The following is a 14,947-nucleotide window of genomic DNA, read 5'->3' as shown; positions in this document are numbered from 1 at the left end:
ACTATCCACTATCCACTATCCACTATCCACTATCCACTATCCACTATCCACTATCCACTATCCACTATCCACTATTCACTATCCACTCCCTCTAAATAAGCCAAAACCCAACACTAAGTGCTGGGTTTTGCTACGCGATCGATTGTAGTGTTAAGTAGTGACAATTAGAAGCCGTTACGACCCCAGACAACCATCGAAATCGACCAAGTAAATAGTACTAAAAGTGAAACCCAGCCTAGAGTAAGAATATCCATAGTTTTTATTTAGAAGTATATTTTATGCCCCAATCTATCATAATCCGTTCCTGACATACTTAGCAAACAAACCGATCGGGAGTGTTTGCTAACCTTCGGCTACTCTCATCCAAGAGTGCAAAACGGTTCTACTCACTCCCAACACTTGAGACTCCCAACTAATCGCCAGCGAGTTGCTGAACCTTGGTGAGTAGCTCCTGACTTAATTTGACGAATGCTTTGGAGCCAGCAGAGCTAGGATTCTCGATGACCACAGGCTGAAAACTATCGATCGCTTTAGCGACATTAACATCCATGGGAATTCGCGTCTGGAAGATTTTACTAGCTTCAAAATCTTGGGTAACTCGTTCCATCACTCGATCGTAATAGCGAGCGAACAAGCTGCTACCAGAGAGGATAAATGCTACCCCTAATAAACTACTTTCCAAGCAGTTTTTATCGCCCTCATGAGCTTCTCTAAGCTTGGCAATGCGCCGTTCCAATAGTTGCATACCGACTAGAGATAGTGGCTCGGGACGAGCGGGCATGATATAAAAATGACTGGCCATAATCCCGCTTCTGGTCAAGAGATTATAGCCAGGAGCGCAGTCGAGGATGATGAAATCATATTCATCAACGATCGGAGCTAAGATATCTTTAATCAAAGAACCTTCAAATCCATTCCAAGCGTCGATAAAATCTAAGTTGGGATTTTCGACAGTCTCTTCATGGAGTTTCTCCGATACTAAAAACTCGTCGTAGATATCGATATCTCCAGCTAATAAATCTAGCCCTTTAACCCAACAAACATCTGGAGTAATCAGATCTTTGGTTTCAAACTTATACCGCGAATTTGGCTTGAGAACTTTGGAGATTGCATAAGAAATCGTCTTTTTCTCGCGACGAATCTTAGAAAAATCTTGCGGCGTGACTAGGCTGAGGGTAGCACTAATCTGGGTATCGAGATCTACAACTAGTACGCGCTTCCCAGATAGCTTGGCAAGACAAGCAGCTAGATTGACAGTGAGGGTGGTTTTACCAACACCTCCTTTCATATTGACAGTGGCGATGACTAGTCCCATGATTTATCTCAAATGGCTCCCTGACTTTAGTACGAGGTGCGGACTGAATCCGTAAGTACCGCTACACATGATAGTAGGTTTCGATCGTCTTGCGATCGACTTAGGCGGTTCTCGTTGACATAATTTTACTTGGGAGTAATCTTACTCATCGATCGTTGGAGTAGTTCGAGTAGTGGCAGCTTTTGACTACTGGCGTTAAGATTGAAAGCCAAGATGATGTAGGAATTATCCTGTGGTTCGAGTCAATGTCTATGTATCGCGAACAGTTATTATTTGTCTGTAGTCGAAATCAATGGCGGAGTCCGACCGCAGCAGCTTTGTTCGATCGTAGCGAGCGACATAGTGCCAAATCCGCAGGTACGTCGGATAGTGCCAGGATAAAAATTACTCCTGGCTTAATCAATTGGGCCGATCGCATTTTTGTGATGGAAAAACGTCACGCTGCCATTCTCCAACGCAACTATCCCGATTTAATTGCGGAAAAAGCGGTCATCGTTCTACATATTAGCGACGATTATCAATACCAAGATCCAGAATTAATCGAAATTCTGGAATCTCGTCTGGCCGAATATTTAGAATGAGTGGCTAATTTAGCCTTCCATGGCATCTTTGAGCGCGTATACAACCCGTTGCTGTTCGTCAAAGGTGATTTCGGGGAACATCGGCAACGACAGCACCTCATGACTGACTAATTCGGTGTTGGGGAAGCTGCCAGCAGGGTAGCCGAGGTCTTGATATACAGCCTGTAAATGGAGGGGGAGCGGATAATAAATCATCGAGATAACGCCTGCTTCGAGCAGACTAGCACGCACGCGGTCGCGATAGTCGGCTGGATCTATGCCCACAGGGGCGACGACTCTAATTGTGTATTGATTCCAGGCAGATTCGCCGCCAGGAGTTGCTTGAGGCGTAATAATTCCTGGAATATTTGCGAGCAAATCTTGATAGCGTGCGGCAACGGCGGCTCGTTGTTGATTCCAACTATCGAGATGTTGGAGTTTGATCTGGAGAATAGCGGCTTGGATGGCATCGAGACGGCTGTTAACACCGATCGCTTCATGATAATATCGCTGACGGCTGCCATGTTCGCGGAACATGCGTAAGTCGCCTGCTAGTTCTGGATCGTTGATGGTAACCGCGCCACCATCACCACAAGCACCGAGATTTTTAGTAGGAAAGAAACTAAAACAGCCAAAATGGCCGATACTGCCGACTGCTTGGCCATTCCATTTGGCACCCGTGGCTTGAGCGCAGTCTTCGATGACGATTAAATTATGCTGTGTCGCGATCGACATCAGCTTTGTCATATCTACCGGATTGCCAAATAAATGTACGGGCATAATTGCCTTAGTACGTGGTGTAATTGCGGCTGCCAATAGATCGAGATCGAGATTGAAAGTAGCCAGATCGATATCGACAAATACTGGTTTGGCTCCGACAGCACTGATGGTTTCAGCAGTAGCAATGAAGGTAAAGGGCGTAGTAATTACTTCATCCCCCGCACCGATGTTCATCGCTCTCAAGGCTAAATACAGCGCATCCGTGCCGGAATTACAACCGACGCATTCAGTGGTGCCAATGTAGCTGGCAAATTGCCGCTCGAAGTTCTGCACCATCGGGCCGCCAATATAAGCACCGCTCGCTAAAACTTCTAATACCGCTGCACTGACATCAGCACCGATCGCTTGATACTGCCGTTTGAGGTCAAGAGGGGGGATGTTACTCACAACGTTAATAACCGTGAATTTGCAATTGGATTGTAGCGGTATAGTCTACCACATCGTTGGCGTAGCTTCTCTGAAAGAGAATCGCGATGGACTCAATTTACCATTAACTGGCGATCGCTACCAAGGGCGTTGGCGGAGCCTCTGTCTTGTCTTGATTCGCTGTCTTGACCCAAACACATGCGGAGGGAACCTCCGCGTGATTTGGGTCGCTAAACCCTCGGCAAAGCCGAGGAGCGCGAATCGCTGACCCAAACACATGCGGAGGAGCGGCGCACCTCGGTCGGGTTTCCCGACCATGAGAGTGCGACAAGACAAACCTCCACGTGATTTCAGTCGCTCCTTTGGAGAATCGAGTTACAGGTTCATTTCCAGACGCAGTAGCAACGCTAGACGTTCCATAGTATTATTACTTTTCCGACGATCTTTAATTTTTATGCTGATTCGCCTGCTGCATCTGGGCATTCAAACTAGCTGGTTTTCTTTCTTCATCTGGCTGATGGCCGCGATTCCTGCATCTGCCGAGCAAGTCCGCATTGCCATCGCTCAAAATATCGATCGAGTCAATCTGAGTAGTTCGACTCCTGCCATTATTAGCGATGGCAACGGCCAAAAAATTGGCGAACTCCAGCCCATGCAAGGATTGCTTGCCAGTGCGAACGACGATCGGGTGGCGATCGACAACACTCCGAAAGCCAAAACATTATGGGTCAAACCGCAACAAAATGGTTATGTCTGGATCGGCGATCGTTGGTATCGCGGAACGGTACAGGCGATCGCTACCAAACAACGACTGGTGGTCGTCAACCATGTCAATCTCGAACAGTATCTCTACAGCGTTTTGGGATCGGAGATGAGTCCGACTTTTCCGATCGAAGCTCTCAAAGCTCAAGCCGTCGCCGCACGTACCTACGCCCTCTATCGGAGCCAGTCCACCAGCAAAAAATTATTCGATCTCGATAACACCCAAACCAGTCAAGTTTATCGCGGCGTATCTGGCGAATCAGATACCACTCAGGCTGCCGTCAATGCCACTTTAGGTCAAATTATGACTTATCAAGGCAAACCAATTTTAGCCGTCTTTCACTCCGCTTCTGGCGGCCATACAGAAAACGTCGAAGATATTTGGTCTGGTCGCAAGCCGTATTTGCGAGGCGTCCCCGATTACGATCTTGGCTCGCCTGGATATGAGTGGAGCCAGACTTTTACCACCGCTCAACTGAGTCAAAGTCTCAAGGTATCTCAAATCAAAAACCTCGTACCCGATCGCGTCACGCCCTTCGGCAGTGTCGTCAGTCTCAAGATTATTGGCGATACTACTAAAATTTTACCCGGCTCTGAGGTCAGAACCGCGCTCAAACTCCGCAGCCTGCGCTTTACGATCGCGCCGACCCCGACGGGTTTTCTCTTGACCGGACGCGGCTACGGCCATGCCTTGGGAATGAGTCAATGGGGAGCTTACAATCTCGCCGAGCAAGGGATGACTTATTCCCAGATTTTGGCCCACTACTATCGGGATGTAGAGCTGAGTCATAATTCTGGCGTGTTGGGTAAAAGGTAGAGAGTAGAGAGTAGCCTTTGTTTGGTACGATCGATGAGGATAATTTAGCCGCAGTCAAAAAATTGCAGTCTAAATCCGTGCTCACCCTCAATCTGCGACCATTGTTAAACAATTTTCAACAGCCGAGCGATTTACCGCCCCCAAAATTCCACAAATATGATGGATGGTCGTTAGACGATCGCGATCCTCGATCGATTCGCGAAATATTTATGCCCATGTGGCAGTGGATGCACGATCGTTACTTCCGAGTGACCAGCGAGGGTTGGGAAAATGTACCCCAGACGGGACGGATGTTGGTGGTCGGCTCTCACAATGGGGGTTTAGCAGCCCCTGACATGTTCATGTTGATGTATGAATGGTTTTGTCGTTATGGTGTCGAACGGCCTGCTTATGGCTTGGCACACCCGAGCGTGTGGAAATATTTTGGCCCGGTATCGAATTTAGCCGCACGAGCTGGCGCGGTCGTCGCTCATCCGAAGATGGCGATGGCGGCATTACAAAAAGATGCACCCGTATTGGTTTATCCCGGCGGTGCCGAGGATGTATTTCGGCCTTACAGTCAAAGACATCAAATTCAGCTCGCTGGACGCAAGGGGTTTATCAAAGTCGCCCTACGCGAGCGCGCGCCAATCGTTCCGGTGGTATCGATCGGCGCGCATGATAGTTTAATCGTATTGGCAGATCTATATCCGATGTTTGAACGCCTGCATGAATGGGGATTGCCGTGGTTATTTGGGATCGATCCGGTGGTGTTGCCGATTTATTTAGGACTGCCGTGGGGGGTGGCTTTTGGCCCATTGCCCAATATACCGCTACCGACGCAGGTACACATTCACATCTGCAAACCGATCGAGTTCGATCGCTACGGTCGCGGTGCCGCTAACGATCGAGACTATGTCGATGCCTGTTATACTCTCGTCGAGCAGCAGATGCAAGCAGAGCTAGATCGAGTAGTTGCCGAGCGGCGATCGTAATACATACAAGGGGGAAAGGGTAAGGGGAAAAGGGCAAAGGATAAAAATGATACCTTTTACCCTTTTCCCCTTACCCTTTCACCTTATCCACTAAAAACTCCTAACTAGCACAGCGCGGCATAAATAAGGCTAGTATTAGCAGGTTGAGATCGACCCTCAAAAGCTGACCGCTGATAGCTAAAACTTTTAATTACTTGCTTGACTTCCGCCTTGAGGTACTAGCAACTTGGGTTAATTATGCCGTCGCGCTATTGGGCACTAAGCGTTCGATACCTTGCTTGACGAGTGTTTGCACGTAAGCAACGCGTTCGTTGGCTTGGAAGACCTTTTGCAGGGTGTTGCCGAGCAAATCGAGATTCCAGGCGCGGGCTGGTTCGGTAGCAACGAGATCTTGGGCTTCGAGATATTCAACCAGGGTCAAACCAGCGATGTGGGTTAAATAAGCAGCACTCAAGCCTTGCACCAATCCACCAGCGACATAGGTGACAGCATTAGTCTTGAGCACTCCAGCAACTGTCTGAGTACACAGTTCGACCAATCCTAATTTCAACATCACATTGCCCATCGCCCCCGCAGCAGCTTGAGCGTGTTCTAGGGAGAATTTTTGTTGATAAATTGCGCCCAAATCCATCACCATTTGAGCATTAACTGCCGCAGTAGCGAGTAGATCTAGTGCGGGTACTGGATTGGCAAAAGCTGCGGCACCAACGATCCACTGGTTTTGGTCGATGAGCGGTAACACGCGATCGCGTCTGACTCGATTTAGTTCGGTTTTCGCTGCAACTCGGACGCCAGCAATTTGACGATAAGTACTCGCCCATAAAAGTTTTTCGCTTTCTGTCGCTAGGATCTGAGTCAGTTGGCTCTCTAAGCTACCAATATCTGCTGGTGGGACTTCGCGGCTTTTAATCGCACTGCCATCGGCTTGAATTTTGCGAACTTCGATCGGTGCGGGTGCGGTACTAGTCGCTACGATATCTGAAGCCGCGATCGTGCCCTTGACTGTTACTTGCAGTTTTTGGAGAATCAGATTGCGTTCGTCTGGTAAATAGCGATCGGCTTGGTTGAATAGTAAAATTACCCGCTGACGATCGCGATGAAGTGCGGTGAGATATTTGTATTCACTAGCCGTCAAGTCACCGTTGGTAACGAATAAGACTAAATCGGCATTTTGTGACACTCGTTCGGCTGTGGCGTTGGCTGTCTGACTCTGCGCGCCGCTGGTAAATAAAGCTGGGGTTTCGATGTACTTTAGCGGCGTCATTGACGGGACGGGATGTTCCACTAGCAGCTTCATCAAACTGCTTTTACCTACTTTTTGCCCGCCCGTAATGGCAATATGACGATCGGGTCGAGTTAAATTGGTCTGAGCTTGAAGTAATTGTTGTTGTAATAGCGCGATCTGTGTCGAATTAGGACTTTCGATCGCCAGTTGACCGATGACTAATTCTACTTGATTCAATATGCGATCGAGCGTAAGGCGATCGATGTTTTCGATGGTTGGGGCTACTCGTCCCTGGCTGCCGCGACGACTATACCACCAGTAACCACCGCCAGCGGCCAGTGTACCTAGTGTCAACCAATCGCCGATGCCTGCAAGGTTATGCGAAATACTATCCAAACCCCACAAGCCCAATGTTAGCCCAATCCCACCAACTAAAAGCGGACGCTGTAATTGCACAGTCATAGGTGCCCCGTCAATTCAATGCTAAAGAGTCATACCAGTTATTTCTAGACTACCCGATTTAGACACATTAGCGCAGGTGAGATACCGATCTTTACCTAAGTCAAATATGGGGGTTTACCGCTTGAGTGCGAGAGACCGATCGGTCGCTTCTTCATTTTTGCGATCCTTGCCAAAAACTAGTACTTAGATTGACGCCATAGACTACTAGGTTTTATGCCTGCTTAATTCGAGTGTAATCTTGCCCCCAAAATCTGGAATTGGCGCGCCTGGTTTGTGTAGTTTTAACTCCACAGATTGCACCTTGTCGATCGCTAATACTTTAGTAATAATTGTCTCCGCAAGTTTTTCAATCAGTGCGAACTTCGCAGTAGCAATTATTTCTTTGACAGTTGAAATCACACTCCGATAATCGAGTGTATCCTCGATTCGATCGCTTTGACCCGATGGTGCTAAATCTAGACCGATTCGTAAATCGACCTCAAACCACTGTCCTAGTACTTGCTCTTCTGGCAAAAGTCCCGTGTAACCGTAACAACGAATCCCAGTTAATTGAATTACATCCATAAATTTGAAAGTCGTACAAAAAGTTAGCAATCGCCACCGTGCCAAATTTGGCCAGCGTCTTGTCATCTTATCGCGATCGCTAGTTAATTATGCCATCACAAAAAAACTATTACTAGTACTCGACGGCATAAGTAAAGCAACTATTTTGCATACTCTCCCTCTACTCTTTGAACTCCGAACTCCGAACTCCTTTCCTGTTGCCGAAATAGTCCTAGGATTTACGCCGCTCGGTACCAGGATTTAATTAATTCCCGGCCAGTTACCTTGATTCATCTCATTCCACACTTCATCGATTAACATACCAGAATTTTCTGGCTTGCTTAAATCCTGAAGATTGATAAACTCATCCGTACCTTCAGACATACCATTGGCTTCAAAATTAAGGAGATCGTGTTCGGAAAAATCCAAGCCCAGATCTGTCAGATCCAACTCCATTCTGCCATTTGGTACGACGAACCCACGATCTTGATTATCTAGATCGAATTCAAAAGCAATCTCATCAAAACTACTATGCTGCTGGCTATTGGCATCGGCAGGATGTTCTTCTGGCTCTAAGGTTGTGTCAGTATGATGTGGAATTGACGACTCAAAGGTGTCTGTTGGTAAGCCACCAGCTACCGTTGCGGCTACGGCAGCAGTACCAATGGCTGCGGCGACTGGTACTGCCATTGGTATGGGTTCGGGGCTATCGGCAATCGATTCTGGTGCAGTTGGTGCAGCTTCGAGATTGCTGTGATGATGAACCTCCTCTGTCGGAGCAGAAAAGCTCGGCGGTGGGGGTGGTTGGATGGTATTTGTAGTTGGAGCGGTAGTTGGATGATTTGCAGCAGGCACGTTGCTAGCACTGAGGTTCTGTGCGGCTGCATTCGGCTCGTCTGGGCAAAATTCTAAGCACAACCTAATCCGACCTTTTTGCCAACCATTAGAACCAAATCTCAGGGCTTCACAATCGATGCCTTGAGGGCTGAACCAGCCATTCTTTTCTTCATTCCAATTCTCGATCGCCTTTTTAAGATGATTTTCGATCGCTTCGTTTAATTCGCCCACCCTAAAAGTCCGATGTCCGCTTAAGACTTGGGTGTCATGCTGAACTGAAATAACTTCGCCACTTTCCAATGATTCAAAGCGATCGCTCATAAATAGTCTCCAAATAATTCGATCGAATTTCGATAGGTTGAGCTGAATTGTTGATGGGGATTCCCATCAACAATATATTACAGGAACCAACCGTAACTGTGTAGTCCTTTACCTAGCAGATTTACGCCCAAATAACAAATCCACACGACTACAAACCCAACCGATGCCAAGATCGCGGGTTTGCGTCCTTGCCAACCTTTGGTAATGCGCGAATGCAGGTACGCTGCAAATACCAACCATACAATCAACGCCCAAGTTTCTTTCGGATCCCAGCTCCAATAAGAACCCCAAGCTTCATTTGCCCACACACCGCCAGCAATAATCCCGATCGTCAGTAAGGGAAATCCCAAACCGATAATCCGATAACTGATATTATCGAGCGTGTCGGCCAAACTCAACCGCTGCGGGGTGAGAGTAGCCGTTGCCGACATTGCCGGAAGTTCGAGCACTGCGGTGTTGCCGACATCGGATTTCGACGAGATGGCCATCGGTTGGGCGGTGGTAGCTGGCTCGGTAGTTTGAGTAGCCAGACTACTAGTCAAGCGATAACCGCTACCGCCAAAGGAACTCCCACGTAATTCGATTTCCTGACCGCGTGTAATAAACAAAAAGGCGATCGCCAAGACAGATCCTACCAATAATGTGGCATATGATAGCATCATCACGCTGACGTGCATCATCAACCAATTGGATTTTAATGCGGGTACTAGTGGTGCCGAAGCCTGCATGTCATCGGGTAGTTTCAACGCGGCAAAAGCGGTAATCAGCATCGCCACAGGCGCGGTGACGACCCCAACTAGCGCACTCCGACTAATTGTCTCAGCAAACAGGTGCATCGCCGTGATGCCCCAAGTTAGGAAAAATAGCGATTCGTATAAGTTACTTAGTGGAAAATAACCTGCTTCGATCCAGCGCGCGCTCAACAGAGCCGCGATGCAGAGATTGGCAACCGCCATGCCAGTTGTGCCCAGATTTTGCAACAAGGGAATTTTGGGAAAAGCGGCACCGACCCAATAAATTAGCATCGTCACAAACAAGATGCCAAAAGAGAGGTTGTCCAGTTGATTCTGGAGCGATACTAAGTTCATATATTAGCTATTTTGTTATCGATAAATTTGACCGTCGAATTGTAAGTTAGAACCGATCGAGCGCGCATGTATTAGCAGCGGCGATCGTTCTCAACCTCCAACTCAATTTATTCTTGCCAATCGGGAATTACCCAAACTGGTGGAGCTGTCAATTTCTTCCGCCGCGCTTCCTCGGCGATCTCATGCATTTTATCTAAAGAAGTTTCGTTAATAAATTTGGATGCTGACTCGACGTGTGCTTGATTTTGGCAATTATCGGGCTGAATGCACCCGTTGACACAAACTTCGCTACAGTTAATTGTCTTACTTTCCACTGTCTCTCTATCAAAAATTCAAAAGTTATTAATATTTTAGCTCAATTACCCATGTAGCCTCGGTGTGTATCTCTCTATCGATCGGGAGATGGGGTAGAGAGTGGGGCAAAGGAGACGAAAGTCAAGAAATAATTGTTCTTGATTCTGGCGAGTGACATATTTTCCTTGACACTGTAGTTCAAATACTCTATAGTTCAATTGCACTGAGATAACGCTCTAACAGGTTCCAGAAAAGAGGAATGGCCATGATTAAAGGAAGTTGTTGTTGTGGGACAGTTCGATTTGAGTTGACCGAACAGCCCAGCATGATGGGCACCTGCCATTGCAGTCGATGCCGAAAAGTTGGAGCAAGTACCTTAGTATTCGTAAAATCCGAAACCTTCCGGATAACTAACGGTCGCGATCGAATAGCCACATACAAGGCCGAACCTCCTTATCAATACGATCGGTGCTTTTGCTCGGTCTGCGGTTCCGCACTTGGGGAGGTGCTATCAGAAAGTGATTCGTTCCCGGTGGCGGCTAACTGCATAGATGGGGATATGGTCGTCGAAAATCAATTTCACGAGTTTGTTTCGGAAAAACCGAGCTGGCTCAAAATTGGCGACACGGCAAAACAATTCGACGAACACCCATTCGAGTCATAAGGCTCATTATTCAGTATCCCAGTCCACCCAACTTATGTCAGCAATTTATAACGTCTTCCAGGTACGCGAAAGTGCCGACTAACCCTTCGATCGATTGAATGCTATGCTGCTTAACTCAAATGCCATGTCGCCTAACAAGGAGTACAAAGGAAACTTGGTTACATGATTTAATACTTAAAATGGAAAGAACAGAAGCTCACATCCTCGATACAAACAACATCCTCATCGCGCCATCTACGTTAAAAGGAGAAGGCTCGATCGAAAACTTTTGCGGAACCACGATCGCGATCGATGACATTGCTGCTGGTTTGCCCAGTTTCTCTCAGAAAACCGTTTACCTGTGTGGCGACTTATCCCAGATCGACAGCTACATCCTCAATGCAGCCGAGCGGATCTTCGCGATTAAGGATCTCTCGCACGGTTACAACAAGGATGACGATGGGAAGAACTGGAAGCTGGCGAACCTGGGTCGGGTGCCCCTCCTCGTCCATGGTGTCGGCGTGTACTATCGACGTTTTTTTGACATAGACCTCGATCTGTTCGACCGGATTTTCACGGAGCACGCTTTCCAGACCCTCACGGAGTCTACCAAGCCGGGGAAGGCTCATCGCACCGGAATTTATCTGACACCCGTTATGCAGGACGGTGAAGATCTCCACTTTCGCCTGCTCAGGTGTTCCACAAACTTATCGGGGCCAACCGAGAACTTCCGCGCCACCGACAGGTATATTGTCGATGCTCTCAACCAGGAGGCAGCCTTTATCTTCCAGAACCAGGCACCGCTAAATCACGTCCTAGCGCAGGTCTATCATAATACCCCTGCCGTCACCGCACAAAAGCAGTCTAAGGCCAAGATCTCGGCGCACGCAGACAAAACCAAGGATATGCCTGTCAATGGCATTATGGCCTTCGGCACCTTCTACGATCGACTCGATAAGCTAAGTCCGCTGACCAAAGATGCCTTCGATTACGGCTATAAAGGTACCAGTGGGCTGACCAAGCTCCACTTTCGTCTCAAAGAGTCGGTTGCAGCAGACTCTGAATGCACTCTCCCCCGTCAGTTTACCTTGACCTTGTACCCCAACTCTGTGTTTTTCATGCCACTGTCTACCAATCGGCTCTACACGCACGAGATTCGATCGTCGATGCTGGATGCCGAATTGCTTCCAACTCGATTGGGTTATGTGGTGCGCTGTTCGAGCACTGAGGCAGTTCGCAAGCATGGCGATACCTATCTCAAGCGTGACGGAGAGCTAGTGCCGCTATTACCACCCACGATCGAGGGTATCGACGAGTTGCGCAAGTTGTATGCAGAGGAGAACAACACCCCAGATTTCATCGATTACGGCGATCGGTTTCTGTTTAGCATGAACGCAGGAGATTACCTTGCCCCCCGAATCTAAGATAACCAACCAGATGCGGTCGTACACTTTACAGAGCGACGGCAACCCGTTCGAGGAGTTGCTGGCATCGGTACGGTTTGAGAATGTGGGCAAAGGTCGCCAGGGTGCGGTGCTGACAAAGATCGACGAGACAGGTAGCATCCCGATCGTCCGCACCACCACTAGATACAGCATTCCCGCGCAACGCTTTCAGTCGGTACACGATCGGCTAGCACGACAGATTCAAACCATTGCTTCGCTTGCGGTTGGCTTTAATAACGCTCTCATCGAAAACTACACGAACGCTTATACCACCATGGGCAGTCATTCCGACCAAGCCCTGGATTTGGCAGAAGATTCGTCGATCGCTATTTTCTCTTGCTACAAATATCCCGATCTCGCAAACCCACCCAGGAAGCTGCTCGTCGAATTGAAGGAGTCAAGCGACGATTCCCCAAAGGGGACGCTACGCGATCGGATCGAGATCCCCTTAACTCACAATAGTGTCGTAGTGTTCTCTGTTGACACCAATCGCTGGCTCAAGCACAAGATCGTGCTGGATAAATCAGTTCAAATGCCTGAGAACCAATGGTTGGGCATTACCTTTCGCACATCCAAGACTTTTGTGCGGTTTCGGGATGAATATCCATACTTCTCGGACGATACGAGGCTGACGTTGGCAAATGACGAACAAAGGCAAGAATTTTACCATCTGCGGCATCGAGAAAACAATGAAACAGACTTTATCTACCCTCAGATTACGTACACGATCGGTGAGAGCGACATGATGCCACCCTAACCCAAATTTTGAGTGCGAAAGGTTGCTAGCAGCGGGTGAAGCGGAACGCGATCGGTATGACGATCGAGCAACTTTGCTGACGGGGATGTAATATAACCGTTTCTAGCCTAGATAATTCCTAAAGTTATAATTATCTAAAAGATTCCTAGCCGCCAGTCATGACCCAACAGCTCGTTACCGCCCCCATTCACGTCCTGGTCAAACAACAACGGGCGTTTTTTCGCACCGAACAGACTCAAGCGATCTCCTTTCGCCTAGAACAGCTTGCCAAGCTCAAACAGGCCATAATCGATCGTCAAGAGGCAATTTTGCAGGCAGCCAAAGCCGATCTCGGTCGCCCAGCTTTTGAAGCCTACTTTGAGATTGCGACCCTCAGCGAAATTAACCTCGCCCTCAAAAATCTCAAAACTTGGGTCAAGCCGCAACGAGTCAAAAGCCCCATCGACCAATTTCCCGCATCGGCTTGGATTCAGCCCGATCCTCTCGGCGTGGTGCTGATTATTGGCCCCTGGAACTACCCTTTTCAGTTAATGATGTCGCCCTTGGTGGGCGCGATCGCGGCGGGAAACTGCGCTCTGCTCAAACCCTCCGAACACGCTCCGCATACATCGCGGGTGGTGGCCGAACTAATTGCCGAGACCTTCGATCCTCGTTATATTGCCGTTGCCGAAGGAGATGCCAGCGTCAGCCAACAACTCCTCGCTGAAAAGTTTGACCATATTTTCTTTACGGGGGGAACTGCGATCGGGCGGATTGTGATGGCGGCAGCGGCAAAACACCTCACTCCCGTTACTTTAGAATTGGGCGGGAAAAGTCCCTGCATCGTCGATAGCGATGTTCATCTCGATCGCACAGCCAAACGCATCGCGTGGGGCAAACTCATCAACGCTGGACAAACCTGCATTTCGCCGGATTACCTCCTGGTTCAGCGTCAGATTAAGAACGATCTTGTCGATCGCATCCAACACTACATTCAGGAATTCTACGGCAAAGATCCATCCCAAAGTCCCGACTATGGACGCATTATCCATCACCGACACTTCGATCGCCTGATTGCCTTTTTAGATAAAGGGGAGATTATCTTTGGCGGCGATTATAATCGCGAAGATCGTTATCTGGCTCCAACTCTAATCGATGGGGTCACTTGGGACGATCCGGTAATGCAAGAGGAAATATTCGGCCCTATTTTGCCAATTCTGACCTATGACACGCTAGAAGAGGCGATCGATCGAGTCAACGATCGCCCCAAACCTCTTGCTTTATACTTTTTTAGTCACGATCGCCAAAAGCAAGAGCGGATTTTGCAGGCGACCTCATCCGGCGGTGTCTGTATCAACGATACGGTCATGCAAGTCGGCGTCAATACCTTGCCCTTCGGCGGTGTAGGTGAAAGCGGCATCGGCTCTTACCACGGCAAAGCAAGTTTTAACACCTTCTCTCACTTTAAAAGTATTCTCAAACGTGAATTTTGGCTAGATTTAGGCTGGCGTTATGCCCCTTACACGGCTCAAAAGCTCAAACAAATCAAGAGCATTGTGACGGGTTAAGCTCAGTGGCATAGCTCCCGTTTAAAGGGTAGTTATGCCCATTAGCCACCAGCAGGAAAATATGTGGCGCGAGGTTACATATCTTCGATCGAATTTTGCAAGCGAGAAAAAAACAGCATTTTTAATGCTTATTTCTCACGGTTCGCTCATTTTGGAGAGAGGTAGTCAAATTGGGTTAAAGTTTGACAATGAGCAAGCCTGTAACCTTAAC

The 14,947-nt window shown here is 48.2% G+C and carries 15 protein-coding genes; 7 read left to right on the top strand and 8 right to left on the bottom strand.

Going from position 1 to position 14,947, the window contains the following annotated elements:
* Positions 1 to 164: 164 nt before the first annotated feature.
* Positions 165 to 254 carry a cytochrome b6-f complex subunit PetN gene (gene petN / locus C7B77_RS09670; RefSeq protein ID WP_015160344.1) on the bottom strand — a complete coding sequence of 30 codons (90 nt, stop codon included), beginning with the start codon at positions 252 to 254 and terminating at the stop codon, positions 165 to 167.
* Between the two features lie 158 nt (positions 255 to 412).
* Positions 413 to 1,315 (bottom strand): ParA family protein, encoded by a 903-nt coding sequence (locus C7B77_RS09665; protein WP_106303402.1) that lies wholly within the window; start codon positions 1,313 to 1,315, stop codon positions 413 to 415.
* A gap of 182 nt (positions 1,316 to 1,497) precedes the next feature.
* On the opposite strand from C7B77_RS09665, the gene C7B77_RS09660 reads away from it, so the two are divergent.
* Positions 1,498 to 1,896, top strand: a complete 399-nt coding sequence (locus tag C7B77_RS09660; protein ID WP_245894141.1) for a low molecular weight protein tyrosine phosphatase family protein — start codon at positions 1,498 to 1,500, stop codon at positions 1,894 to 1,896.
* Positions 1,897 to 1,905: 9 nt separating this feature from the next.
* Here the strand turns inward: C7B77_RS09660 and C7B77_RS09655 are convergent, their stop codons facing one another.
* Entirely contained in the window at positions 1,906 to 3,042 is a 1,137-nt protein-coding gene (locus C7B77_RS09655; protein ID WP_181243790.1) for a DegT/DnrJ/EryC1/StrS family aminotransferase, read from the bottom strand.
* Between the two features lie 433 nt (positions 3,043 to 3,475).
* Here C7B77_RS09655 and C7B77_RS09645 point away from each other — a divergent pair, with 433 nt between their 5' ends.
* Positions 3,476 to 4,600 carry a SpoIID/LytB domain-containing protein gene (locus C7B77_RS09645; protein WP_106303394.1) on the top strand — a complete coding sequence of 375 codons (1,125 nt, stop codon included), beginning with the start codon at positions 3,476 to 3,478 and terminating at the stop codon, positions 4,598 to 4,600.
* Positions 4,601 to 4,617: 17 nt separating this feature from the next.
* Positions 4,618 to 5,574: a lysophospholipid acyltransferase family protein gene (locus tag C7B77_RS09640; RefSeq protein WP_181243789.1), complete on the top strand. Its 957-nt coding sequence runs from the start codon at positions 4,618 to 4,620 to the stop codon at positions 5,572 to 5,574.
* A 235-nt stretch (positions 5,575 to 5,809) separates the two neighbouring features.
* On the opposite strand, the gene C7B77_RS09635 is transcribed toward C7B77_RS09640, so the two are convergent.
* From C7B77_RS09635 to C7B77_RS09615, 5 genes are all read right to left on the bottom strand, one after another.
* On the bottom strand, positions 5,810 to 7,261 hold the full coding sequence (locus C7B77_RS09635; RefSeq protein ID WP_106303391.1) for a YcjF family protein: 1,452 nt from the start codon (positions 7,259 to 7,261) through the stop codon (positions 5,810 to 5,812).
* Between the two features lie 204 nt (positions 7,262 to 7,465).
* Positions 7,466 to 7,825 (bottom strand): dihydroneopterin aldolase, encoded by a 360-nt coding sequence (folB, locus tag C7B77_RS09630; protein ID WP_106303414.1) that lies wholly within the window; start codon positions 7,823 to 7,825, stop codon positions 7,466 to 7,468.
* Positions 7,826 to 8,065: 240 nt separating this feature from the next.
* Positions 8,066 to 8,962 (bottom strand): KGK domain-containing protein, encoded by an 897-nt coding sequence (locus C7B77_RS09625; RefSeq protein WP_106303389.1) that lies wholly within the window; start codon positions 8,960 to 8,962, stop codon positions 8,066 to 8,068.
* 77 nt (positions 8,963 to 9,039) lie between these two features.
* Complete coding sequence (ccsB, locus tag C7B77_RS09620) at positions 9,040 to 10,050, bottom strand: c-type cytochrome biogenesis protein CcsB (RefSeq protein ID WP_106303386.1); 1,011 nt, start codon at positions 10,048 to 10,050, stop codon at positions 9,040 to 9,042.
* A 107-nt stretch (positions 10,051 to 10,157) separates the two neighbouring features.
* Complete coding sequence (locus C7B77_RS09615; RefSeq protein WP_106303383.1) at positions 10,158 to 10,364, bottom strand: hypothetical protein; 207 nt, start codon at positions 10,362 to 10,364, stop codon at positions 10,158 to 10,160.
* A gap of 245 nt (positions 10,365 to 10,609) precedes the next feature.
* Here C7B77_RS09615 and C7B77_RS09610 point away from each other — a divergent pair, with 245 nt between their 5' ends.
* The 4 genes from C7B77_RS09610 (at position 10,610) to C7B77_RS09595 (ending at position 14,736) form a co-directional block, all read left to right on the top strand.
* The gene (locus tag C7B77_RS09610; RefSeq protein WP_106303412.1) at positions 10,610 to 11,008 is read left to right on the top strand and encodes a GFA family protein; all 399 of its coding nucleotides are present in this window, start codon (positions 10,610 to 10,612) and stop codon (positions 11,006 to 11,008) included.
* 179 nt (positions 11,009 to 11,187) lie between these two features.
* A complete protein-coding gene (locus C7B77_RS09605; RefSeq protein ID WP_106303405.1) occupies positions 11,188 to 12,411 on the top strand; it encodes a hypothetical protein in 1,224 nt (407 codons plus the stop codon).
* Positions 12,412 to 12,424: 13 nt separating this feature from the next.
* The gene (locus tag C7B77_RS09600; RefSeq protein WP_106303409.1) at positions 12,425 to 13,189 is read left to right on the top strand and encodes a hypothetical protein; all 765 of its coding nucleotides are present in this window, start codon (positions 12,425 to 12,427) and stop codon (positions 13,187 to 13,189) included.
* A gap of 158 nt (positions 13,190 to 13,347) precedes the next feature.
* Entirely contained in the window at positions 13,348 to 14,736 is a 1,389-nt protein-coding gene (locus tag C7B77_RS09595) for an aldehyde dehydrogenase (protein WP_106303380.1), read from the top strand.
* Positions 14,737 to 14,947: the final 211 nt, after the last annotated feature.

It is taken from the genome of Chamaesiphon polymorphus CCALA 037 (assembly GCF_003003845.1).
Lineage (GTDB): Bacteria > Cyanobacteriota > Cyanobacteriia > Cyanobacteriales > Chamaesiphonaceae > Chamaesiphon > Chamaesiphon polymorphus.
The sequence above is the reverse complement of the archived record's forward strand: the minus strand, read 5'-3'. Positions and strand labels throughout refer to the sequence as shown.

Bases quoted from the DNA above. Each gene is read 5' to 3' on its own strand.
- folB (WP_106303414.1), bottom strand. From the start codon at position 7,825: ATGGATGTAATTCAATTAACTGGGATTCGTTGTTACGGTTACACGGGA.
- C7B77_RS09635 (WP_106303391.1), bottom strand. From the start codon at position 7,261: ATGACTGTGCAATTACAGCGTCCGCTTTTAGTTGGTGGGATTGGGCTA.
- ccsB (WP_106303386.1), bottom strand. From the start codon at position 10,050: ATGAACTTAGTATCGCTCCAGAATCAACTGGACAACCTCTCTTTTGGC.
- C7B77_RS09595 (WP_106303380.1), top strand. From the start codon at position 13,348: ATGACCCAACAGCTCGTTACCGCCCCCATTCACGTCCTGGTCAAACAA.
- C7B77_RS09625 (WP_106303389.1), bottom strand. From the start codon at position 8,962: ATGAGCGATCGCTTTGAATCATTGGAAAGTGGCGAAGTTATTTCAGTT.
- petN (WP_015160344.1), bottom strand. From the start codon at position 254: ATGGATATTCTTACTCTAGGCTGGGTTTCACTTTTAGTACTATTTACT.
- C7B77_RS09605 (WP_106303405.1), top strand. From the start codon at position 11,188: ATGGAAAGAACAGAAGCTCACATCCTCGATACAAACAACATCCTCATC.
- C7B77_RS09665 (WP_106303402.1), bottom strand. From the start codon at position 1,315: ATGGGACTAGTCATCGCCACTGTCAATATGAAAGGAGGTGTTGGTAAA.
- C7B77_RS09600 (WP_106303409.1), top strand. From the start codon at position 12,425: ATGCGGTCGTACACTTTACAGAGCGACGGCAACCCGTTCGAGGAGTTG.
- C7B77_RS09645 (WP_106303394.1), top strand. From the start codon at position 3,476: ATGCTGATTCGCCTGCTGCATCTGGGCATTCAAACTAGCTGGTTTTCT.
- C7B77_RS09610 (WP_106303412.1), top strand. From the start codon at position 10,610: ATGATTAAAGGAAGTTGTTGTTGTGGGACAGTTCGATTTGAGTTGACC.